The sequence below is a fragment of the Romboutsia sp. MSSM.1001216sp_RTP31141st1_G3_RTP31141_220114 genome, from assembly GCF_039031195.1.
Taxonomy (GTDB): Bacteria; Bacillota; Clostridia; order Peptostreptococcales; family Peptostreptococcaceae; genus Romboutsia_C; species Romboutsia_C hominis.
The window spans coordinates 1-23,506 of record NZ_JBCIUO010000009.1 but is presented as its reverse complement, the minus strand read 5'-3'; the positions used below and the strand labels follow the sequence as shown (position 1 = coordinate 23,506).

At 30.5% G+C, this 23,506-nt stretch carries 28 protein-coding genes and 1 rRNA gene; 27 read left to right on the top strand and 2 right to left on the bottom strand.

Features of this window, described 5'->3' with window-relative positions:
- The first annotated feature begins 18 nt into the window (after nt 1–18).
- The 25 genes from prfA to ABCP60_RS11920 all read left to right on the top strand — a co-directional run bounded on the left by prfA (nt 19) and on the right by ABCP60_RS11920 (nt 20,423).
- The gene (gene prfA, locus ABCP60_RS12040; RefSeq protein WP_092921419.1) at nt 19–1,083 is read left to right on the top strand and encodes a peptide chain release factor 1; all 1,065 of its coding nucleotides are present in this window, start codon (nt 19–21) and stop codon (nt 1,081–1,083) included.
- A 118-nt stretch (nt 1,084–1,201) separates the two neighbouring features.
- Nucleotides 1,202–1,882 carry a ZIP family metal transporter gene (locus ABCP60_RS12035; RefSeq protein ID WP_092921417.1) on the top strand — a complete coding sequence of 227 codons (681 nt, stop codon included), beginning with the start codon at nt 1,202–1,204 and terminating at the stop codon, nt 1,880–1,882.
- Nucleotides 1,883–1,910: 28 nt separating this feature from the next.
- Nucleotides 1,911–2,951 (top strand): L-threonylcarbamoyladenylate synthase, encoded by a 1,041-nt coding sequence (locus ABCP60_RS12030; RefSeq protein WP_166504673.1) that lies wholly within the window; start codon nt 1,911–1,913, stop codon nt 2,949–2,951.
- 59 nt (nt 2,952–3,010) lie between these two features.
- Entirely contained in the window at nt 3,011–3,463 is a 453-nt protein-coding gene (gene rpiB, locus ABCP60_RS12025; RefSeq protein ID WP_166504674.1) for a ribose 5-phosphate isomerase B, read from the top strand.
- Nucleotides 3,464–3,475: 12 nt separating this feature from the next.
- Nucleotides 3,476–4,105: a uracil phosphoribosyltransferase gene (upp, locus tag ABCP60_RS12020; protein WP_166504675.1), complete on the top strand. Its 630-nt coding sequence runs from the start codon at nt 3,476–3,478 to the stop codon at nt 4,103–4,105.
- A 544-nt stretch (nt 4,106–4,649) separates the two neighbouring features.
- Nucleotides 4,650–4,877, top strand: coding sequence for an AtpZ/AtpI family protein (locus ABCP60_RS12015; protein ID WP_092921409.1), 228 nt, complete (start codon nt 4,650–4,652; stop codon nt 4,875–4,877).
- Nucleotides 4,878–4,881: 4 nt separating this feature from the next.
- Nucleotides 4,882–5,271, top strand: a complete 390-nt coding sequence (locus tag ABCP60_RS12010; RefSeq protein ID WP_092921407.1) for an ATP synthase subunit I — start codon at nt 4,882–4,884, stop codon at nt 5,269–5,271.
- Nucleotides 5,272–5,273: 2 nt separating this feature from the next.
- Nucleotides 5,274–5,978 (top strand): F0F1 ATP synthase subunit A, encoded by a 705-nt coding sequence (gene atpB, locus ABCP60_RS12005; protein ID WP_166504676.1) that lies wholly within the window; start codon nt 5,274–5,276, stop codon nt 5,976–5,978.
- 57 nt (nt 5,979–6,035) lie between these two features.
- Nucleotides 6,036–6,281, top strand: a complete 246-nt coding sequence (gene atpE, locus ABCP60_RS12000; protein ID WP_092921403.1) for an ATP synthase F0 subunit C — start codon at nt 6,036–6,038, stop codon at nt 6,279–6,281.
- A gap of 97 nt (nt 6,282–6,378) precedes the next feature.
- Nucleotides 6,379–6,879 (top strand): F0F1 ATP synthase subunit B, encoded by a 501-nt coding sequence (gene atpF / locus ABCP60_RS11995; protein WP_092921401.1) that lies wholly within the window; start codon nt 6,379–6,381, stop codon nt 6,877–6,879.
- Nucleotides 6,876–7,418 carry a F0F1 ATP synthase subunit delta gene (locus ABCP60_RS11990; RefSeq protein WP_166504677.1) on the top strand — a complete coding sequence of 181 codons (543 nt, stop codon included), beginning with the start codon at nt 6,876–6,878 and terminating at the stop codon, nt 7,416–7,418. Before atpF ends, ABCP60_RS11990 begins: the two co-directional genes overlap by 4 nt.
- Nucleotides 7,419–7,433: 15 nt before the next feature.
- Nucleotides 7,434–8,936: a F0F1 ATP synthase subunit alpha gene (gene atpA / locus ABCP60_RS11985; protein WP_166504678.1), complete on the top strand. Its 1,503-nt coding sequence runs from the start codon at nt 7,434–7,436 to the stop codon at nt 8,934–8,936.
- A gap of 27 nt (nt 8,937–8,963) precedes the next feature.
- Entirely contained in the window at nt 8,964–9,821 is an 858-nt protein-coding gene (gene atpG, locus ABCP60_RS11980; protein ID WP_092921398.1) for an ATP synthase F1 subunit gamma, read from the top strand.
- A gap of 15 nt (nt 9,822–9,836) precedes the next feature.
- Nucleotides 9,837–11,231: a F0F1 ATP synthase subunit beta gene (gene atpD / locus ABCP60_RS11975; protein WP_092921397.1), complete on the top strand. Its 1,395-nt coding sequence runs from the start codon at nt 9,837–9,839 to the stop codon at nt 11,229–11,231.
- Nucleotides 11,232–11,233: 2 nt separating this feature from the next.
- Nucleotides 11,234–11,494, top strand: coding sequence for an ATP synthase F1 subunit epsilon (gene atpC / locus ABCP60_RS11970; RefSeq protein ID WP_092921396.1), 261 nt, complete (start codon nt 11,234–11,236; stop codon nt 11,492–11,494).
- Nucleotides 11,495–11,686: 192 nt separating this feature from the next.
- A complete protein-coding gene (gene acpS, locus ABCP60_RS11965) occupies nt 11,687–12,067 on the top strand; it encodes a holo-ACP synthase (RefSeq protein ID WP_092921394.1) in 381 nt (126 codons plus the stop codon).
- 4 nt (nt 12,068–12,071) lie between these two features.
- Complete coding sequence (locus ABCP60_RS11960; RefSeq protein WP_092921392.1) at nt 12,072–12,533, top strand: CBS domain-containing protein; 462 nt, start codon at nt 12,072–12,074, stop codon at nt 12,531–12,533.
- A 21-nt stretch (nt 12,534–12,554) separates the two neighbouring features.
- A complete protein-coding gene (gene gerS, locus ABCP60_RS11955) occupies nt 12,555–13,145 on the top strand; it encodes a germination lipoprotein GerS (protein WP_166504679.1) in 591 nt (196 codons plus the stop codon).
- 15 nt (nt 13,146–13,160) lie between these two features.
- A complete protein-coding gene (gene alr / locus ABCP60_RS11950) occupies nt 13,161–14,318 on the top strand; it encodes an alanine racemase (protein WP_166504680.1) in 1,158 nt (385 codons plus the stop codon).
- A gap of 30 nt (nt 14,319–14,348) precedes the next feature.
- Nucleotides 14,349–14,633 carry a ribbon-helix-helix protein, CopG family gene (locus tag ABCP60_RS11945; protein WP_092921386.1) on the top strand — a complete coding sequence of 95 codons (285 nt, stop codon included), beginning with the start codon at nt 14,349–14,351 and terminating at the stop codon, nt 14,631–14,633.
- Nucleotides 14,623–14,985, top strand: a complete 363-nt coding sequence (locus ABCP60_RS11940; RefSeq protein ID WP_092921385.1) for a type II toxin-antitoxin system PemK/MazF family toxin — start codon at nt 14,623–14,625, stop codon at nt 14,983–14,985. The genes ABCP60_RS11945 and ABCP60_RS11940 overlap by 11 nt, the downstream gene beginning before the upstream one ends.
- Nucleotides 14,986–15,271: 286 nt before the next feature.
- Nucleotides 15,272–16,099, top strand: coding sequence for a transketolase (locus tag ABCP60_RS11935; RefSeq protein ID WP_092921383.1), 828 nt, complete (start codon nt 15,272–15,274; stop codon nt 16,097–16,099).
- The gene (locus ABCP60_RS11930; protein WP_092921381.1) at nt 16,092–17,027 is read left to right on the top strand and encodes a transketolase family protein; all 936 of its coding nucleotides are present in this window, start codon (nt 16,092–16,094) and stop codon (nt 17,025–17,027) included. The genes ABCP60_RS11935 and ABCP60_RS11930 overlap by 8 nt, the downstream gene beginning before the upstream one ends.
- Nucleotides 17,028–17,367: 340 nt before the next feature.
- Nucleotides 17,368–17,790 (top strand): hypothetical protein, encoded by a 423-nt coding sequence (locus tag ABCP60_RS11925; protein ID WP_092921379.1) that lies wholly within the window; start codon nt 17,368–17,370, stop codon nt 17,788–17,790.
- 239 nt (nt 17,791–18,029) lie between these two features.
- Nucleotides 18,030–20,423 carry an ATP-binding protein gene (locus ABCP60_RS11920; protein WP_343101818.1) on the top strand — a complete coding sequence of 798 codons (2,394 nt, stop codon included), beginning with the start codon at nt 18,030–18,032 and terminating at the stop codon, nt 20,421–20,423.
- Nucleotides 20,424–20,485: 62 nt separating this feature from the next.
- Here the strand turns inward: ABCP60_RS11920 and ABCP60_RS11915 are convergent, their stop codons facing one another.
- Nucleotides 20,486–21,061, bottom strand: coding sequence for a 5-formyltetrahydrofolate cyclo-ligase (locus ABCP60_RS11915; protein ID WP_092921375.1), 576 nt, complete (start codon nt 21,059–21,061; stop codon nt 20,486–20,488).
- Between the two features lie 155 nt (nt 21,062–21,216).
- On the opposite strand from ABCP60_RS11915, the gene ABCP60_RS11910 reads away from it, so the two are divergent.
- Nucleotides 21,217–22,368, top strand: coding sequence for a S41 family peptidase (locus ABCP60_RS11910; RefSeq protein WP_195928989.1), 1,152 nt, complete (start codon nt 21,217–21,219; stop codon nt 22,366–22,368).
- A 418-nt stretch (nt 22,369–22,786) separates the two neighbouring features.
- Here ABCP60_RS11910 and ABCP60_RS11905 read toward each other — a convergent pair whose 3' ends face one another.
- A complete protein-coding gene (locus ABCP60_RS11905) occupies nt 22,787–22,978 on the bottom strand; it encodes a hypothetical protein (protein WP_092921369.1) in 192 nt (63 codons plus the stop codon).
- 462 nt (nt 22,979–23,440) lie between these two features.
- Here ABCP60_RS11905 and ABCP60_RS11900 point away from each other — a divergent pair.
- A 16S ribosomal RNA gene (locus ABCP60_RS11900) occupies nt 23,441–23,506 on the top strand; the annotation flags it as partial.

The window sequence follows — 23,506 nt, the reverse complement described above, 5'->3', positions numbered from 1 at the left end:
TAAACGAGGTGAAAAAGGATGCTAAAAAAATTAGATGTATTAGAAGATAAATACAAAGATTTAACAGAAAAAATAAGTGATCCGGAAATAATAAATGATCAAAAAACTTGGCAAAAGTACATGAAAGAACATTCTGACTTAGAGCCAATAGTAATGAAGTATAGAGAATATAAAAATGTTTTAACTAGTATAGCTGATTCAAAGGAAATACTACAAGAAGAATCAGATGAAGAGTTAAGAGACCTAGCTAAGATGGAATTATCTGAGTTAGAAGAGCAAGTAGAACCTCTAGAAGCGGAATTAAAGATATTATTATTACCAAAGGACCCTAACGATGAAAAGAACGTAATCGTTGAGATAAGAGGAGGAGCTGGTGGAGATGAAGCAGCTCTATTCGCAGGGGACCTATTCAGAATGTATTCAAGATACGCTGAAAGAAGAAGATGGAAAATGGAATTATTAAGTGCAAGTGATACTGGTGTTGGTGGATATAAAGAGGTATCATTCTTAATAAAAGGTAAGGGAGCTTACTCAAGACTTAAATATGAGTCAGGAGTTCATAGAGTTCAAAGAATACCATCTACTGAATCAGGAGGAAGAATCCATACATCTACTGCAACAGTTGCAGTTTTACCAGAAGTTGAAACAGTAGAAGTAAACATAAACCCAAATGACTTAAGAATAGATGTTTTCCGTTCTTCAGGAAATGGTGGGCAAAGTGTTAACACTACTGACTCTGCGGTAAGAATAACTCACATACCTACAGGAGAGGTAGTATCTTGTCAGGATGGTAAATCACAGTTAAAAAATAAAGAACAAGCATTAAAAATACTAGTAGCAAGACTTAATGATAAAGCTATAGCTGAGCAAAACAAAGATATAGCAGCGGAAAGAAAGAGTCAGGTTGGTACTGGAGATAGATCTGAAAGAATAAGAACTTACAACTTCCCTCAAGGAAGAGTTAGTGATCATAGAATAAACTTAACATTATATAAGTTAGATTCATTCTTAGATGGAGATATAGATGAAATGATAGATGCTTTAATAACTGTAGATCAAACTGAGAAAATGGCATCACTATAATTTGATTAAATCTAATCCTTCTATTAATCCCTATTAATTTAGGGATTTTTATATAACATGAATAAATATGTTCCTTCTTTAAGTATACATTAGTATATAAAATTTAAAGGAGGAGCATATGATACTTAAAATAACATTAATAGGACTTTTAGCAGGTGTAATAGGAACTGGTATGGGTGGTGTTATATCCGCAGTTTTCAAGAAAAATGTGGACAAATATCTTAGTTTTTTTATGGGGATATCTGGAGGCATAATGTTAGCTGTAGTAGTTTTCGATTTGATGAATGAGTCAATGGAGGAAATGGGAATAGCATATACTTCCTTATTTGTATTAATTGGTGTACTTATCACCATGTATATAAAAAATAAGCTCGATATACCTAGTGACTTAAAATCTGGATATCTTGTTTTTATTAGTATATTACTTCACAATCTACCGGAGGGGTTAGCGATTGGATCGTCTTTTATATCGGAGGAATCCTTTGGTATAACTTTAGCAATAATAATTGGAATTCACAATATTCCAGAAGGATTAGCTATGGCACTTAGTTTAGTGGGGTCTAAAATTAAAATACCAAAAGTGATTGGATTTACACTGTTAGCAGGAGTTCCTATGGGTGTGGGTAGTTTTTTAGGTGGTTGTTTTGGGATAGTATTTAATTCTTTAATGGGTATTTTTCTTTCTTTAGCTGCAGGAACTATGATATATGTAGTTTTAGAAGAAATATTTCCAAAGTCAACGACATTACATTGTATAATTGGTTTTTTAGTAGGTACAATAATTGTAAAGTGTATTTAAGCTAAAAATGAAAGTAGGCATACAAAAGATGAAAACAATAATAAGTAAAATAGATGTTAATAACATAAATGTAGAAGAATTAAAAAAACAAGCAGAATTATTAAAAGAAGGAAAGACTGTAATATTCCCGACTGAAACAGTATATGGTCTAGGAGCAAATGCTCTAGATGAAAATGCCGTAAAGAAAATATATGAAGCTAAAGGCAGACCTAGCGATAATCCACTTATAGTACATATATATGATAGAGAAGAAGTTAGAGATCTGGCTAAAGATATAAGTAATAAAGCCGAGATTGTTATGGATAAGTTTTGGCCAGGACCAATAACTATAATACTTAATAAAAAGGACATAGTTCCTAACACGACTAGTGGAGGATTAGATACGGTAGCTATAAGGATGCCGTCTCATAAAATAGCAAGAGAACTTATAAAACAATCAGGACTACCTATTGCAGCACCATCTGCTAATATATCAGGTAGACCATCTCCAACTAAAGGTAACCATGTAAAAGAAGAAATGGATGGAAGAGTTAGTGGTATTGTTTTAGGTGGAAATTGTGATTTTGGACTGGAATCTACAGTGTTAGACCTTACAGGTGAGGTACCTATGATACTTAGACCTGGAAGTATAACAAAAGAAGATCTAGAAGAAGTTTTAGGAGAAGTTTTGGTCGATCCTTCTCTATTAAAAAAAGAAGATAATAAAAAAGCAAAAGCACCTGGGATGAAGTATACACATTATTCTCCTGATGCAGACGTATACATAGTGTCAGGGAATGATAAAGATGTTATCAATAAAATAAATCAAATCATACGTGAAAACTCTGAAAATGGTATTAAATCTGGAGTGATGTGTGTAGAAAAAAATAAAGAAGTATATGAAGGAGAAGTTATTTCTTTGGGGAATACTTTAGAAGAAGTAGGAAGCAATTTATTTGATGTACTAAGAGAAATGGATAAAAGAAATGTAGATATAGTTTATTCTGAATCCTTTGAAATGACTGGTGTAGGTCAAGCTATAATGAATAGATTACTTAAATCGGCAGGATATAAAGTAATAAAAGCATAAATTTATGGCAAAAGTAGGTTAAAATATATTATAATAATATAAATTGGAGGACTAGGCAGATGAAAATAGGACTAGGTAGTGATCATGGAGGATATAATCTTAAGGAAGAAATAAAAAAGCACTTAGAAGCTAAAGGCATAGAGTGTGTAGATTTTGGACCAAAAAATGACTTAGAATCAGTGGACTATCCTATATATGGGGAGACAGTTGCCAATTCAGTAGTAAATAAAGAGATTGATTATGGAATAATTTGCTGTGGAACAGGAATAGGTATATCTTTAGCAGCTAATAAAGTTAAAGGAATTAGATGTGCTGTAGTATCTGATGTTTTCTCAGCTAAGATGTCTAAAGCTCATAATGATGCAAACATGTTATCTTTAGGCGAGAGAGTTTTAGGAAGAGGATTAGCTTTAGAAATAGTAGATGCATGGATAAATACAGAATTTGAAGGCGGTAGACACTCAAAAAGAGTTGATATGATAAAAGAAATAGAAAAAAAGCACAGCAAATAGGAGGTAGTCATAATGGGTAAAGTAATAATCACAGATCATCCATTAATACAACACAAGTTAACATTAATGAGAGATAAGAACACTGGGTCAAAGGATTTCAGACAACTTTTAACAGAAATAAGTATGTTAATGGGATATGAAATAACAAGAGACTTACAATTAGAAGAGGTGGAGATAGAAACACCAGTAGTAAAAACTGCATCTAAGGTTATAGCAGGTAAAAAGTTAGGAATAGTACCAATACTAAGAGCAGGTTTAGGTATGGTAGATGGACTTATAAGTTTAACACCAGCTGCAAAAGTTGGTCATGTAGGCTTATACAGAGATCCAGAAACATTACAACCAGTAGAATACTACTGTAAATTACCACAAGATATAGAAGAAAGAGAAATGATAGTTGTAGATCCAATGCTTGCTACGGGTGGATCTGCAGTTGCAGCTATAGATGTACTTAAAGCAAGAGGGGCTAAGTTTATAAGATTAGTTAACTTAGTTGCTGCTCCAGAAGGTATAGCAGAAGTTCAAAAATATCATCCAGATGTAGATATATATGTTGCATCAGTAGATGAAAAATTAAATGAGCATGGTTATATAGTTCCAGGTTTAGGAGATGCAGGAGACAGACTATACGGTACAAAGTAATAAGACAACATGGAAAAGGTATCTATAAAATTTATAGATGCCTTTTTAATAACGAGTAAGGAAAAGGATATCTGTTAAAGAGGTGAAGTTAAAAAAAATAACAAAACTTTAAATGAAGAAATTTCTATATTATGCTAGTCGGTTTAAATTGTTATTGAGAATCAGAATATTTAATTATTAATCTTAAAACATGCATAAATGAGTGAATAGGTAGAATAATATACAAAAACCATTAAAATTTTATAAATATATATTAAATATTATTTAAATGGGATAGAAATTGTATAGTTTGAATAATATATTTATGAAAACATTTTATTCAAGTTATATACCTATAATGGCTTAAATTGGTGCTTTCACAAAACTTCAAATGAATTCAAAAAAAATCAAATTTAATAAAAAAATGTTTAAAAATTGCTGAAAAAGTGGTAATATAGGATATATGGTTTTTTATATAAAGGGCTCAAAGTGGGTCTTATAAATCATGTACATAAGTAAATTTAATGAATATATAAGAAACTATTCATAGAGAGGTATCTAATGTATGAGTAAACACAAGATATACATGGAAATAGCTAAGATGCTTTCTTTGATAAGTCAAGTAGGGTTGATGATATTAATTCCTATATTTGGGTGTACCTTTTTAGGAAAGTTTTTTGATTCCAAATTTAATACAGAACCAATATTTATGATAGTATTTTTATTATTAGGAGTTGGTGGAGCATTTATGGGAGTTTATAAAACTTTAATAGTATACACAAAAAGGAAGTGATTATATGCATACAAAACTACAAGATGAAATAAACTACGTAACAAAGGGAGTTATAGTTTACGATCTTATAGCTATTATATTATTGTTGATAACTTCAACATTTAGCAAAGAAATGCTTTTAGGGTTGATATTTGGTACGATAATAGCTGTACTTAATTTTAGATTGTTAGCTATAACAATAGAAAAATCGGTAACTATGCCTGTTTCTAAGGCTCAAATATACTCAGCTGGTCAATATTTGCTGAGGATGACTGTGACAGGAGTAGTGCTATTTGTCTCTGTAAAAGCCCCATACATACATGTATTAGGGGTTGCAATAGGGTTATTAAGTCCTAAGTTTGTTATATTAACAAAAACATTCTTAATAGACAAACTCAAAAGAAAGGAGGCGTAAGTATGAGCCAAGCAAAATGGGTTATATTTTTCGGTAACTTTAAATTAAGTGAAACCGTAGTAACAAGTTGGTTAATACTTGCAGGGCTTGCTTTAGCTTCTTACTTAATGACAAGAAACCTAAAGAAAGTTCCAACAAGTAAATTGCAAATATTCTTAGAATTTGCTATAGGTGGGCTTGCTAAATTAGTAGAAGATACTATGGGTAAGGAAACTGTAAAAAGAATGCCAAATGTGGTTCCGTACATAGGAAGTTTATTTTTATTCTTTGCGGTTTCTAACTTAATAGGATTATTAGGATTTAGATCACCTACAACAGATTTAGATACTACATTAGCATGGTCATTAATAACATTCGTTATGATTTATTATGCAGGTGTTAAATTTAATGGTCCAGTATACTTCAAAGGATTATTAGAGCCAAACCCACTGTTATTACCACTTAACTTAATAGGAGAATTAGCGAAACCAGTTTCACTAAGTTTCCGTCCATTTGGTAATATACTTGGTGGAGCCGTTATAATGGCTTTACTATATGACTTCTTGGGATATCTATCAACATTAATCCCAGGTGTTACAATACCTTTTGGTCAGTTAATAATACCAGTACCACTGCACTTATATTTTGATATATTTGCTGGATTATTACAGTCATTTATATTCATAATGTTAACGATGGTATTCGTAGGAAGTGCAGCAACAGAATAAAAAAATATTAAATAATCAAAATTTTAAAAAATTAGAATTTCTAAGGAGGAAGTAATTATGGAAACAGCTATAATAGCAGCAGCTTCAGCTATAGGAGCAGGTATCGCAGTTGCAACAGGTATAGGAGCAGGAATAGGACAAGGATTCGCAGCAGGTAAAGGTGCAGAAGCAGTTGGAAACCAACCAGAAGCACAAGGTGATATAATAAAAACAATGTTACTTGGAGCAGCAGTAGCAGAGTCTTCAGCAATATACGGACTAGTTATAGCAATAATCCTTCTATTTGCTAATCCATTAATGTAAGGAAATTATGAATGAATATTAAGAAATTTTGTAAATAGGAGATGGGGAGAGCCATCTCCTACTTACGAATTGTGATTAGTAGGAAGGAGGATAACATATGGAATTCAAGCCACTTATAGGCATATCATATGAATTAATATTCCAGCTTATAAATACATTCCTAGTATTTGTAATATTAAAGAAACTTTTATTCAAACCAGTATTAGGAATAATCGAAGCTAGAGAAAAAGACATCAGAGAAAACTTAGCACAAGGAGAAGTTGCTAAGACAGAAGGTTTATCTTTAAAGAAAGAATATGAAGAAAAGATAATCTCAGCTAAAAACGAAGGTCAAGAAATAATAAAACAAGCTACATTAAGAGCAGAGCAAAAAGAATCTGAAATGATAGCTAATGCTAAAAATGAAGCACAAAATATAAGAGAAAAAGCTAATAAAGATATAGAACAAGAAAGACAAAAAGCTATGAATGAAATCAAAAACGATATATCTGATATAGCATTATTAGCAGCATCTAAAGTTATTGAGAAAGATATAGATAAATCTAAGCACAAGGATTTAATAGATAACTTTATAAAAGAGGTAGGCGAAGCTAAATGATGAATGTAGTCGCGAGTAGATATGCTGAAGCCTTATTTCAAGTAGGAGAAGAAACTAACACAACTGCTAGCTTAAATGAAGAATTAGTAGCAGTTGTAAACATACTAAAATCTAACGAAGATTTTTTCAATGTTTTAAAATCTCCTCTTGTAGGAAAAGGAGAAAAGAAAGACTTATTAAAGAAGGTTTTTCAAAATCAGTTGAGTGAAAATTTAAGCAATTTCTTAAAAATAATGATAGATAAAGATAGAGTTTCAGTTATAGAAGCTGTTCAAAACTCATTTAAAGCATTATTAAATGAAAAAGAAAATGTGTTAGAAGGAACTGCAATAACTGCAGTACCTATGTCTCAAGAAGAAATTAAAGAACTTGAGTTAAAACTTTCAAAAAAATACAACAAAAATGTTACTTTAGAAAACAACGTTGATGAATCTATACTAGGAGGAGTTCTAGTTAGACTTGGAAACGAAGAGATAGACGGAACTGTTAAAACTCGTTTAGCAGGAATGAAAAATATACTATCTCAAGTAATATCTTAGAATGGTGGTGAACCCATGAACTTAAGACCTGAAGAAATAAGTTCTATAATTAAAGAGCAAATAAAAAATTATGAGAATAAAGTTGAATTAACAGATACAGGTAGTGTTTTAAAAGTTGGGGACGGTATAGCTAGTGTTTACGGATTAGATAAAGCTATGGCTGGTGAATTATTAGAGTTCCCAGGAGAAGTATACGGAATGGCTCTTAACCTTGAAGAAGACATGGTTGGGGCAGTTATATTAGGTAACGACTCTGGAATAAAAGAAGGAGATATCGTTAAGAGAACTGGTAATATAGTTCAAGTTCCAGTTGGTGATGCTATGATAGGTAGAGTTGTAAACTCACTAGGGCAACCAGTTGATGGAAAAGGACCTATAAACACTAATAAATTTAGACCAGTTGAATCAGAAGCTACAGGAATAATGGCTAGAAAGTCAGTTCATGAGCCTCTACAAACAGGAATAAAAGCTATCGATGCCATGATACCAATAGGTAAAGGACAAAGAGAGCTTGTAATAGGTGATAGACAAACAGGTAAAACATCTATATGTATAGATACAATACTTAACCAAAAAGGTAAAGATGTTATATGTATATACGTTGCAATAGGACAAAAGCGTTCGACAGTTGCACAAGTTGTTAGTACATTAGAAAAAGGCGGAGCTATGGACTACACAATAGTAGTGTCTGCTACAGCATCTGAATCTGCACCACTTCAATTCTTAGCACCATATGCAGGAGTTGCTATGGGTGAAGAATTTATGTTCAACGGAAAACATGTATTAATAGTATATGATGATTTAACTAAGCACGCGGTTGCATACAGAGAAATGTCATTATTACTTAAGAGACCACCAGGACGTGAAGCTTACCCTGGGGATGTATTCTACTTACACTCAAGATTACTTGAGAGAGCAGCTAAATTATCTGATGAGTTAGGTGCAGGATCTATAACTGCATTACCTATAATAGAAACTCAAGGTGGAGACGTTTCTGCTTATATACCAACTAACGTTATATCAATAACAGACGGACAAATATACCTTGTGCCAGAATTATTCTACTCAGGAATAAGACCAGCAGTTGACCCTGGTATATCAGTATCAAGAGTTGGTGGATCTGCTCAAATAAAATCAATGAAAAAAGTTGCAGGACCATTAAAACTTCTTTACTCTCAATATAAAGAACTTGCAGCATTCTCTCAATTCGGATCAGACTTAGATGAAGATACTAAGAAGAGACTTGCTCAAGGGGAAAGAATAGTTGAGGTTCTAAAACAAGGTGAACATCAACCTATGGATGTTAAAGATCAAGTAATAGCTATATTTGCAGTTGTTAACAACTTATTAGCAGATATACCTGTAAATAATATAAAGAGATTTGAAGCAGAATTAATTGAATTCATAGATGCTAATTATCCACAAATAGGAGAAAAAATTCTTGCGAATGGAGATTTCACTCAAGAATTAACAAACGCTATAAACGATTTCAAGAAGAAATTTGTTATAGAAGCGTAATCCTTTTTAAAAAAGGAGGTAACCCAATTGGCAGGAGCTGGAATGAAAGAAATTAAAACTCGTATTGCCAGTGTTGAAAATACTAAGCAAATAACTAAAGCTATGGAATTAGTTGCTTCTTCGAAGTTTAGAAAAGCTAAGGAAAGAGCAGAAAGTTCTAAGCCATATTTTAATACTTTACAAGAAGCTGTTCAAAATATAGCTAAGAATACGAGTGGAGTTAAAAGTGAATTTCTCAAAGAAAGAGAAGTTAAAAATAAATGTTATATAGTTATAGCAGGAGATAGAGGACTTGCAGGAGGATACAACTCGAATGTATTTAAAACATTAGTTGCAGAGACTCAAGGTTCTAATAATGTTAAGGTTGTAGCTATAGGAAAAAAAGCAAAAGAGTTTGTTAGCAAAAGATCTTTTGACTTAATTGGAACAATAGATTCTGTTGAAGACGTTAAGTATGAAGATATAATCGAGATATCTAATAATATAATGGATTCTTATCAAAACGGAGATATAGATGAAGTTAAGTTAATATATACAGAGTTTGTTTCAGCATTAAGTCAAGAGCCAAGAGTAACTAGATTGTTACCAATAGCAGTAGACAAAGATAAAGAAGAGAAGAATAGTAGAGCTTCTGTTCAATACTTACCTTCTCCAGATGCTGTACTTGGTTTTATCGTACCTAAGTATGTTTCAGGAAGAATATACGGAGGTATAGCTGAAGCTTATGCTTCAGAACAAGCAGCGAGAAGAACAGCTATGGAATCAGCTACAGACAATGCTAATGAAATGATATCTAATTTAGAGTTACAATACAATAGAGCAAGACAAGCAGCAGTTACTCAGGAAATATCTGAGATAGTTGCGGGGGCTTCTTCAGCTCAATAATAAGGAGGTTAGGACATGGCAAATGTAGGTAAAATAGTTCAGGTTATCGGTCCAGTTGTTGACGTAAAGTTCGATGATGAAAAAAGCTTACCTAATCTATTAAATGCATTAGAGATAAAGCACGGAGATAAAAAAATAGTTATAGAAGTTGCACAACATGTTGGTGATGACACAGTTAGATGTATATCGATGAGTTCTACTGATGGACTTGTAAGAGGTATGGAAGTTGTTGATACAGGAGCTGCAATAAGTGTACCTGTAGGAGACGAAACTTTAGGAAGAATATTCAATGTATTAGGTGAGCCAGTTGATGGTAAGGAAGCACCAAAAAATGCTCCTAAGAGTCCTATACATAGAGAAGCTCCAGCATTTGACGAATTAAAGCCAGGTGTTGAAATACTAGAAACAGGAATAAAAGTTGTTGACTTACTAGCACCATACTTAAAAGGTGGTAAAATCGGTCTATTCGGTGGAGCCGGAGTTGGTAAGACAGTTCTTATACAAGAGCTTATAAACAATATAGCTACTCAACACGGTGGTATATCAGTATTCGCAGGTGTTGGGGAAAGAACAAGAGAAGGTAATGACCTTTACGGTGAGATGAGCGAGTCTGGAGTTATCAAAAAGACTGCTCTAGTATTCGGACAAATGAACGAGCCACCTGGAGCAAGAATGAGAGTTGCTTTAACTGGTCTTACAATGGCTGAGCACTTCAGAGATCAAGAAGGACAAGACGTTTTATTATTCGTAGATAATATATTCCGTTTCACTCAAGCAGGATCTGAGGTTTCAGCATTACTTGGACGTACTCCATCAGCAGTTGGATACCAACCAACATTAGCTACAGAGATGGGTAAATTACAAGAGAGAATAACATCTACAAATAAAGGGTCTATAACATCAGTTCAGGCTGTATACGTACCTGCCGATGACTTAACTGACCCAGCACCAGCTACAACATTCACACACTTAGATGCTAAGACAGTTTTATCTAGACAAAAAGCGTCTCTAGGTATATTCCCAGCTGTTGACCCATTAGAGTCTACATCTAGAGTACTTGACCCAGCTGTAGTTGGAAAAGAACATTATGAAGTTGCAGTAGCTGTTCAATCTATACTTCAAAAGTATAAAGAGCTTCAAGATATAATAGCTATACTTGGTATGGACGAATTATCTGATGAAGATAAGGTAACAGTACAAAGAGCTAGAAAGATAGAGAGATTCTTATCTCAACCTTTCACAGTTGCTGAGCAATTCACAGGATTTGAAGGTAAATATGTACCTGTTAAAGAAACTGTAAGAAGTTTCAAAGAAATATTAGAAGGTAAGCATGATGACTTACCAGAATCAGCATTCTTATTCGTAGGAAGTATAGAAGAGGCAGTTGCAAAAGCGAAGGAGAGTAGATAATAATGGCAAGCGAATTTGCGGTTAAAATTGTTACTCCTGATAAAATCTTCTATGAAGATAAAACAGAGATGATAATAGTTAGAACTACTGAAGGAGACAGAGGTATATTAAAAAACCATAGACCTTTAGTTGCAGGATTATCTGATGGAACTCTACGTCTAAAAAAAGAAGGTAAATTTAAAGAAGCAAAAATATCTGGGGGATTCATGCAAGTTGAAAAAGAACAAGCTGTTATTTTAACTGAATCTGCAGAGTGGTTATAAAAAAAGACTAGAGTTTAACTCTAGTCTTTTTATTTTAAAAAACATCAGTACTAATAGAAAATTCTAATTATCTATTAAAAATAATTCTACTGTAGTATTATAATAGGCATATGACAGGATTTTATAATGTCGAGTTGAATATATTTATATATATGCAACAAAATAATACTATAATAGGAACCGGAGGCATCTATGAATATATTAGATATTGGTATAGATATAGTGGAGATAGGAAGAATAAAAGAAGCTATAAATAAAAATAATAGATTTTTAGAAAAGATATTTACAGAAAATGAAATAGAATATTTTAAATCTAACAATTTTAGAGTTGAAAGTATAGCAGGGAATTTTTCAGCCAAAGAAGCTATAAGCAAGTCTTTAGGGACAGGTATAAGAAATTTTAATTTTAAAGATATAGAAATATTAAGGAATGAAATAGGAAAACCTATAGTTAAAACCTATAATAATTTGGAGAAGATATGCATAGACTATAATGTTTTAGAAATAAAAGTATCTATATCTCATTGTAAAGAATATGCGGTAGCTAATGCTATAACTATAATTAAGGAGTGATATTATGAACAATAAAATAGCTAAGGACATAATGACAACGGATGTAATAGTGGCAAATAGAGAAGAAAGTATAGTTAATGTTGCAAGGTTACTAATTAAAGAAAGAATAGGAGGGGTACCTGTAGTAGATGAAGATAATAAGGTAGTAGGTATTATTTCTGAGACAGACATAATGAAGAAAGAACAGCATGTAGAAGCTCCTCATATAATTAACTTTTTCCAAGGGTTAATATTTTTAGATGATTACAAGAAGATGGAAGAAGAGTTTAAAGAAATAGCAGCATACAAAGTAAAAGACTTAATGTCAACTGATATAGTAACTGTAAATGAAGAAGATAATTTTGATGATGTAGCTAATATTATGATAAAAAAATCAGTAAATAGAGTTCCAGTAGTAGATAAAGAACATAAATTAAAAGGAATTATATGTAGATACGATATAATTAGAGCTATGTATAATGAATAAGAATTAATATAGGAGGATTTTGTGAGAAGTAAGCTAACGCTACTAGCAGTGCTTATTATAAGTATGCTAGTTATTATTGTAGGTTGCCAAAAAAGGCAATTAACTAAAGAAGAGGCCTATGAAGAATTTCAAAAGGTAATATCTGAAATTGATTCATATACATGTAAGGCTGAAGTAGAAGTAGTTGGCAATAAGAGTTCACATAATTACGTATTTATTCATAATTATAATAAGCCAGATAATTATAAATTAGAGTTAGTATCACCAGAGCATTTAAAAGGTAAAACTATTGAATACAAATCAGATAAAATAATAGTAAAAAACCCAGGAATAAAAGATGAAATTGAACTACCTAATGTAGGTGAAAATGATCAAAATATGTTTATTGGGGATTTTATAAAAAATTACCTGCAAAGTGAAGAGGTTGATATAAAATTATCTGATGGTAGTCTTGCCTTAGAAACGTACATACCAGGTGAAGATGAATATTTTAACAAACAAATATTGTATATTAATATTAAGACTAAACAACCAGAAAAAATGGAAATAATAGATTCTAAAGGAATGATTAGATTCACTATTACTTACAAAGATTTTCAATATGAAAAGTAAGGGGGAACTAAAGAAATGAACAAAATAACAGCTCCGACATGGGCAGAGATAAATCTAGACAATATCAAATTTAACCTTGATAATATAAAAAAATCCTTAAATGAAAATACAAAAATTTGTGGTGTGCTAAAGGCTAATGCCTATGGGCACGGTTCAGTACCGATTGCAAAATTATTAGAAAAAGAAAATGTTGATTATATAGCAGTAGCTAGATTAGAAGAAGGAATAGAATTAAGACAAAATAAAATAATGCTTCCTATACTTTGTTTAGGTTATATTCCGGAAGAAGCATTAGCAACTGCTATAGACAATGATATAACTATTACTATTTACTCAGTAGAAATGGCTCAAAAACTTAATGATATCGCCAAGCATATAGGTAAACATGCTAAAATCCATATTAAAATTGACACAGGTATGTCAAGGATAGGGTTTATACCTAATTCTCAATCAATAAATGATATAAAGTCGATAAATGATTTAGAGTTTGTAGACATTGAGGGTATCTTTACACATTTTGCTACAGCAGATGAAAAAAGTAAAGAATTCACTAAGCTTCAAGTACAAAGATTTAAATATATGGTTGAAGGGTTAGAAGCTATAGATATAAACATACCTATAAAACATGTATCAAATAGTGCTGCAATTATAGATTTACAAGATTTGAATCTTAATATGGTAAGATGTGGAATAATACTATACGGTCATTATCCATCAGAAGAAGTAGATAGAGACATTATTCAATTAAAGCCTGCAATGACTTTAAAAACGAGAGTAGCTCATATAAAAGATGTGGATAAAGGTACTGGGATAAGTTATGGATTAAAGTATAGAAGTGATGAAACAGAAAAAATCGCAACTATACCTATAGGATATGCAGATGGATTTTCTAGAATACAAAAAAATCCTAAGGTGATGATTAAAGGAAATATATTTGATGTCATAGGTAGGATATGTATGGATCAGTGTATGGTCAAAATTAACAAGAATATAGACATAAAAATTGGCGATGAGGTTATAATATTTGGGGAAGAGAAATTGACAGCAGAAGATGTAGCAAAAAGCCTAGAGACTATAAACTATGAAGTGTTATGTATGGTATCAAGAAGAGTAGATAGAATCTATATGGAAAGAAATGCAATTTTACAATCAGATAGTTATTTGATAAAATAATAATGATAGTATACCCCGGGAGGCGATTTTGTGCACAAAAAAAGTAAGGAAAAGATAGTATTTACTTTACCGGATTCCCTCGTTTCTGAGGTAGACCATATCGTTGAGATGGAGAATAGTAATAGAGAAGATTTTGCAAAGGCTGCCTTTCAATTTTATATAACTCAAAAGAGAAAAATAGACATAAAAGAGTCTATGATCAAAGGTTATAAAGAAATGGGGCAAATTAATCTATCGCTGGCTGAACTAGGTATGACAAATGAAGTATCTTCTGAGGATTGTATTGAAGGGAAGATAGCCCAGGGTGAGTATTAACCTAGACATAAAGCGAGGAGATTTATACTACGCTGATTTAAGCCCTGTTGTCGGATCGGAACAAGGTGGAGTTCGTCCTGTTTTAATTATACAGAATGATATAGGAAATAAATATAGTCCAACGGTAATAATAGCTGCTATAACATCACAGATTAACAAGGCGAAATTACCAACACATATAGAAATTAGTGCGAACGAATATGGGCTTAATAAAGATTCTGTTATTCTCTTAGAACAGATACGGACTATAGACAAAAAAAGGTTAAGAGAAAAAATTGGTTGTCTAGATGATAATATGATGGTAAAAGTTGACAGTAGTCTTCAGATAAGTCTAGGACTATTTGCGTTATAAAATTATTGGTATTATTTTTAATATCAATAATTTTTTTTATTAAAAATGAAATATGATATATTAAAGATAAAAAAGTGTATCATAAATAATGTCTAATATATATTTTGATATATAAAAATCATAATTGTTAAAAATTATATATCAAAATATATAAAAAGTATACATAATATATCTAAATTAAAAAAATAAAGTAAAAAAAATCTATAAAAGTGATATAATAATATGAGATTACAAAAATATATTACATAAGTAATATTTACTTTATGAAAAACAGGGAGGTAATTACATGAGAGACCATAAGGGATTAAATGAGATTGCACGTATTATCAGAAAAGATATAGTCTCTATGATACATGAATCTAAATCTGGACATCCAGGAGGATCATTATCAGCTGTAGAAATACTAACAGCTCTTTATTTTAATGAAATGAATATAGATCCTAACAATAGCAAAATGGAAGATAGAGATAGATTTGTTTTATCTAAAGGACATGCAGCACCAGTACTTTATGCAACTTTAGCTCAAAAGGGTTACTTTGCTAGAGAAGAATTAATGAAGCTAAGAAAAATAAATAGTATGTTACAAGGTCATCCTGATATGAAGGGAATACCTGGAGTTGATATGTCAACGGGTTCATTAGGACAAGGTTTTTCAGCAGCTTGTGGTATGGCTATGGCATCTAAATTAGATAATGCACCATGGAGAGTGTATACTATACTTGGGGATGGAGAAGTTCAAGAAGGGATAGTTTGGGAAGCTGCTATGAGTGCAGCTCACTACAAACTTGATAATATGGTAGCATTCTTAGATTATAATGGTCTTCAAATAGATGGAGCAGTAGAGAAAGTTATGAACATAGGTCCTATAGTAGATAAGTTTAAAGCTTTCGGATGGAATGTAATAGAAATAGATGGACATGATTTCGATCAAATTTTTGCAGCTTTAGATATGGCTAAAGAAACAGTAGGAAAGCCAACAATGATAATTGCAAAGACTATAAAAGGTAAAGGTGTATCTTTCATGGAAAATGAAGCTGGATGGCATGGAACAGCTCCAAGTGATAGCGATTTAGAAAGAGCCTTAGAAGAATTAGGGGGTGCAGACAATGAGTAAGATAGCAACTAGAGAAGCATACGGAAAAGCATTAGTTAAATTAGGACAAATAAACGATAATGTTGTAGTATTAGATGCAGATTTATCAAAATCAACTAAGACAAATGATTTTTATAAAACATTCCCAGATAGATTCTTCAATATGGGTATAGCTGAACAAAACTTAATAGGTGCAGCTTGTGGATTTGCTGCAGCTGGTAAAATACCTTTTGCAAGTAGCTTTGCTATGTTTGCAACAGGAAGAGCTTTTGAAGTTATCAGAAACTCTGCTTGTTATCCAAAGTTAAACGTAAAAGTTTGTGCTACTCATGCTGGTATAACAGTTGGAGAAGATGGAGCAACACATCAAAGTGTAGAAGATATAGCTATAATGAGAAGTATACCTAATATGACAGTTATGGTTCCTGCTGACGGTGTAGAAGCAGAACAAATGATATTTGAAGCAGCTAAAGTTTACGGACCTATGTATGTTCGCTTAGGAAGAAGTGCAGTTCCTACAATATTTGATGAAAATTATAAATTTGAAATAGGAAAAGGTACAGTAGTTAGAGAAGGAAATGATTTAACAATAATAGCCTGTGGAATAATGGTTAACGAAGCTATAATAGCATCAGAAGTTTTAAAATCAGAAGGTATAAATGCTAGAGTTATAAATATGTCTACTATAAAGCCTATAGATAAAGAGTTAATAATAACTGCCGCTAAAGAAACTGGTGCAATAGTAACTGCTGAAGAACATAGTATATTAGGTGGTCTAGGTTCAGCAGTAAGTGAAGTTGTTACTGAAGAATGTCCAGTTGTAGTTAAAAAAGTAGGTATAAATGATACTTTCGGAGAATCAGGTACACCTGCTGAATTAGTAAAAAAATATGGATTAACATCTAACGATATAGTTAAAGCTGCTAAGGAAGCAATAGCTAAGAAATAATATAAAAAGGATATAGCGTAAGCTATATCCTTTTTAATTATCAAATTTATTTACTATAAAAGATTTTATATTTTCGTTATATTTCACTAAATACATATCATATAATAACATTCCTCAAACAATAGAAGGTAAAATCCAACTAGTTTTGTATCTTAAATAATTTAATAAATTTTAAAATATTGTATTTTAGCAATGGATATGGTCTTTTGAGATATTAAGATGTTTGTCATCACGTAGATTAATCAAGCAAATTTTTTATGAGGTTTTGGAAATATACTAATAAATAATATTCTAAGGCTCGTATAAATTTCATATATTAAAATATATGGGGGTGAAATAAATGAATATAAAATTTAATGTAAAGGGAGTTATATATGGAGTACTTCTATTAATACTAGTAATAGGTGGGTTTATAGTAATCCCAAATATGTTTATGGAAAAGTCAAATCCAGTAGATTACACTATAGTACAAAGAGAATCTATACCAGAAAAGATACTTGATATGATGGACAAATATACAGATGAAGAAAGAGCTTTAGCTGTGAAGTTAAACGAAAAGATATATGTTATTGTAACCAGAGGTAAAGATAATGAAAAGGGAATAGAGATGAATAAAATAGAAATGGTTCAAGAAAATGATAGAAGTTTAATGAAAGTAAAAATTTCATATAAAGAAAAAGAAAAATCATATCCGTATATAGTTGTAGAAACCAATTTAACTGATCTTCCTGAAAATATAGAATTAAATGTGACAGAGGAATAACAGACTACATATTATATTAATAAGAATTTAGAAAAATAAACATGTACATAAGCTAATAAAAATCGCCTTAAAATATTTTAAGGTGTTTTTTTATGTCTAAAAGATATTTTTAAATTTTAAATAAAATAATTAAATTAGATGAATTTATTAAAAAAATATTATTATTGCATATTAACTAATTATTTATCAATAAGCGGGGAAAAATAAAACTTAACATAATATGAAGAGGTGAATGATTGTTGAATATAGATAAATATAAAGTTAGAGTAGAAGACTTAAAACCGAGCTCATTGATAGAGAATCTATCATTTAGTACTACAGAAGAGATAGATTCTAAAAGAGAAATAATAGGCCAAGATAGAGCTGTGAAGGCTATTGAGTTTGGACTTAAGATGAAAAAAAGTGGATATAACATATATGTTGCAGGTACAAATGGATTGGGAAGAGTTAGTTACACTAGTGAACTTATAAAAAAGTATACCAGCAATAATAAACAAAATAATAATAGAGATTGGGTATATGTAAATAATTTTAAAAACATTAATGAACCTACAGCTTTATCTTTTAAATCAGGGGTAGGAAAAATATTTAAAGAAGATATAGAAGAAATAATTCAAAAATTAAAGTGCGAGGTACCTAAATTATTTAATTCAAAAGAATATGAATACCATAGCAGAATACTTATGAGTGAACTTGAAAATAGTATTCAAGGAATAATATCAGAGTTAAATGAATTTGCTAAGCCTAGAGGATTTAAGTTTGAAGTTACAGAAAGAGGACTTGTTAGTATCCCAATAAAAGAAGATGAAACATTAATGCAAGAACAAGAGTTAGGTCAACTAACTCCTACACAAATCAATAAATTAAGAGAAGAGGGTCTTAAGCTAAATCAAGATAGCAAGGAATATATAGATAAGATAAAAAATTGTGAAGATGATTATAAAAATAAAACTATTGATTTAGATAAAAATGTAGGAAGAAGTTTAGTTGGGTTTTATGATAAATACTTACTAGATAAGTATGGAAAAGAAGAAAAAATACAAAGATATATAAATGATTTATGCAATGATATAGTTAATAACATTGATAAATTTAAGGATAAAAATGAAGGTAATCAACAAAACCCTATGGCGCTATTTGGTATGATGGGTCAAAAAAATGATGATAAGTTTTTTAATAGATACAAAGTAAATTTATTTATAGATAATAGTGAGTGTGAAGATTGTAAGATAATAGTAGAAAGCAATCCTGCATACTATAATTTGATAGGGTGTATAGAGTATAAAAATGAGATAGGAGCTTTAACAACAAGTTTTACGGAAATAAAGCCAGGAGCCTTACATAAGGCGAATGGAGGATACTTAATCATAAATGTAAAAGATTTATTATCGAATCCTTTTTCTTGGGATTGTCTAAAGAGAAGTTTAAAAACAGGAAAGATATCAATAGAATCTCTTAATAAACAATATGGATATTTAGTAACATCTACATTAAAGCCAGAACCAATAGATTTAGATGTGAAAGTCATATTAATAGGAGACAGTCGTTATTATGGACTTTTATACTCATATGAAGAAGATTTTAGAAATCTATTTAAAGTGATGGCTGACTTTGATATAGAAATAGATAAAAATGATGAAAATATATATAAGACAATTCAGCTAATAGCTGATACTTGCAACAATGAAAAATTAAAACACTTTGAAAGAGATGCAGTTGAAAAGGTAATAGAATATAGTATTAAGTTAAGTGACAATAAAGATAAATTAACAGCAAGAGTTAGTAATATAATAGATTTAGTATATGAGTCAGAGGCTATAAGTGATGATAGTGAGTTATATGTCACTGCAAAAGATGTTCAAAATGCAATAGAACAAAAAGTATATAGAAATAATAAATATGAAGAAAAATTAAATGAGATGTTTGAAGACAAAACTCTGTTAATTGATATAGAAGGAGAGAAAGTAGGTCAAATTAATGGATTAGCTGTTATGGGTACAGGTGAATATTCATTTGGTAAGCCATCAAAAATAACAGCATCTACTTATAGGGGAAGACATGGTGTAATAAATATTGAAAGAGAAATAAAGCAAAGTGGAAGTATTCATGATAAAGGAGTTTTAATATTAAGTGGATATTTAGGAGAAAGGTATGGAAAAGAGAGACCATTATCTATAACTACATCAATAACTTTTGAACAAAACTATAGTGGTGTAGATGGAGATAGTGCATCTAGTACTGAATTGTACGCTATAATATCTAGTATAGCTGATATACCTATAAAACAAAGTATTGCAGTAACTGGTTCTGTTAGTCAAAAAGGAGAAATACAACCTATAGGCGGAGTGAATCAAAAGATTGAAGGATTTTTTGATGTATGTAAGCTAAAAGGTTTCTCTCAAAAACAAGGTGTTATGATTCCGATACAAAATGTTAAGAATTTAATACTAAAAGATGAGATAGTGGAAGCTGTAAAAGCTGGAACTTTTAGTATATATGCAATAAGTAGTATAGAAGAAGGTTTAGAGATACTTACAGGTAAGACTATAGATGAAATAGATAATTTAGTTAAGGATAAGCTTGAGAGTTTAAGACAAATAGATAAAAAAGATAGAGATGATAAAAAGGAATAAAAAATACTAAGGGTTAAAATACTAAGTTTTAACCCTTAGTATCATTTTTAAATTAATATTATCTAAAATTTATTAGGTGTAAGTATTTGGCTTTCTGTAATTATATAGTCAAGTTGAGCATCGTGATCTTCTTTAGGTACAGAATCAAAAATTTGTAAATCAAAAGCAATTCCTACTGTGATAGCATCTTCTCTTAACCTTTCTATGAATCTATCATAAAAGCCACCACCGTAACCGAGTCTATAGCAATCTTTATCATAAGCAACGGCTGGAACTATTACTACATCTATATCTTTAACCTCTACCTCTGGAGAGCATTCAGGTTTTGGTTCCCTTATTCCATAAGTACCGATTTTTACTCCATCTTTTAAATCAATTATTTGAGATGGTATTAATTTTTTTTCTTCTTTAATCGTTATAGGAGATGAGACAGTTTTACCCAAAGAAAGAAGCTTAACTATAAGTTCATCTGTTTTAACTTCATTATTAAAATCAAGATAAAGCATAATATTTTTAGCTTTTTTTATACAATCTAAAGCTAATATTTTTTGAGTTATTATTGATGAGTTTTTACATAAAGATTCATAATTTTGGTTATTTCTATCAGAAATAACTTTTTTTCTAAATTCCTTTTTCATAAAATCTACCCCTTTTACTATGGTATAATATGGATATGTATCCATTATAAATTTTAGTACATAAGTTAAAAACTAAGCAACAAAAATAGAAATGGTAATAAAAAGAATAGCTAGTCATATAATATATACTAGATTAGATAAAGGAGATGCCTAGAATGATATCAAAGAAAAGAGCTATCGTGTATGGAATAGTTTTAGTAATAGTAACAGCTTTGTTTACCTCTACTTTGCAAATAGGATTAGGTAATAAGGTTGTAGTGTCGAAAGATTTATATGAAAAATATAGTAAGTACAATAAGATGATAGGTCTAGAAGGAGCTATAAAAGAAGATTTCTATCAAAAAACAAAAGATGATAATTTGGTTAATGGAGCTATAAAAGGAATGTTTTCAGGATTAGATGATCCATATTCTCAGTATTATACAGAAGATGAGTTTAAAAGATTGAAGGAACAAACGAGTGGGTCTTTTGTTGGTATAGGTGTGATAATAAGTCCTTCTCCAGATGATGATTACTTAACAGTAGTATCTCCTATACAAGGTTCTCCGGCAGAAAAAAGTGGAATAGAAGCGGGAGACAAGATAGTAAAGGTAGATGGAAAGAATGTATTTGCTAAAAATTCAGATGAAGCAATTAGCATGATAAAAGGTAAAGAGGGGACAACTGTAGAATTAACTTTAAAAAGAGATGGCAATGAATTTGATGTTAAAGTTAAAAGAGAAGAGATTGTTTCAAAAAGCGTAGAAGGTAAGATGCTAGAAGATAAAATAGGATATTTAAGAATAACTTCTTTTAGCGAAAATACATATAAAGAATTTAAAACTGTACTAGATAAATTGAAATCAGAGGGAATGAAGGGGTTAATATTAGATGTAAGAGATAATGGTGGAGGACTATTAAATATATGCAAAGATATAGCCGATGATTTAATAGGAGAAGGAACTATAGTTTACACTAAAGACAATAAAGGAAATACAGAATACTTAAAATCAGATAAAGATAAGCTAGGATTGCCAATAGCTATTTTAACTAATGAGAATAGTGCATCAGCATCAGAAATATTAACAGGAGCTATTGTAGATAATAAAGCTGGTATCTCAATAGGAACTACAACTTTTGGTAAAGGTTTAGTACAAAGTGTAAGAGAGCTTAAAGATGGTACAGGTTTTAAATTAACCACTGCTCAATATTTTACTCCTAATGGAGATTATATAAATGGAAAAGGAATAAAACCAAATATAGAGGAAAAAAATCCTGAAAAGCAATTAGATAAAGCTATTGATTGGATGAAAAAGGAAATAAAATAGAATATATCAATAAAAACAGGCATAAAATATAAAAAGTGCCTGTTTTTTAATGAAAAATATAATTAAAATTTATAAAAAAATAGAATGTAAAAATATAACATATTATAAAGAATTAAAATATAAAATATGAATATATTTAAGAAATTTTGTATATTTTATAGAAGGGAATATTAATTAAGTATAGAATTAATATATTAAGTTTATAATTAAAATAGGAAGTGGTTATTATGAAGAAGAACAGAGGAAAAGTTGTTAACTTCAATGAATATAAAGAGCATAAAAAACAAATGGAAGTAGATAGAGTGGAATTATTAAACCTTATAAAGAAGCTAGTTACTACAAAATAGAGAGTGTGAAAACTCTCTATTTTTGTAGTTTAATATCTAATTTTAAAATTTAAAATGAAAAATAAAATTAGTTATGACATCTTTAAATCATTAATATATCCTTGAAATTGATTAAATTCATTTTCATCTGATATCTCAATAGTTTGAGAATCTTCAGAATCAAAATTCTTAAGATATATAGTGTAATTATTATCTGTACAGTTATGGTAAATACATCTGTAGCCATCCTCATATAAATCTTTGATTTTGTTGAAAGTAGACATAGAATTTGTTAGCTATAATTATATATAGCATCTCCTTTCTTAGAGTTTATACAAGTATATAAAGTTGTATTTATTTAATATTTTATGAAGTTTAAGAATTAATATTCAATATCGTGGGTAATATATATGTAAACATTAGTATATATAGTAATTTAAATGAAAAGATAAATAAAATTAGAAAAAAACAAAAAAAGTGTTGACGAAATGGATTTGAGATGGTATAGTTATACTTGTCCTTAAGAAAAGGGCAAACACAAAAGAAAAGCAACAGAAAAAAGTTGACAAAGTAAAATTACTTTGGTAAACTAAAGAAGTTGTAAAAAAGTAGCGCCGACACGGTCGCTTAAAATGAACTTTGAAAATTAAACAGTAGGTTAATTTAAATAACTAATGATTCTTTAAAGAATCGAATACAACCAAGCCAGATATTCAGATAATGATAGTCTGAGCGGGTAACAACTTTTATTTGAGAGTTTGATCCTGGCTCAGGATGAACGCTGGCGGCGTGCCTAACACATGCAAGTCGAG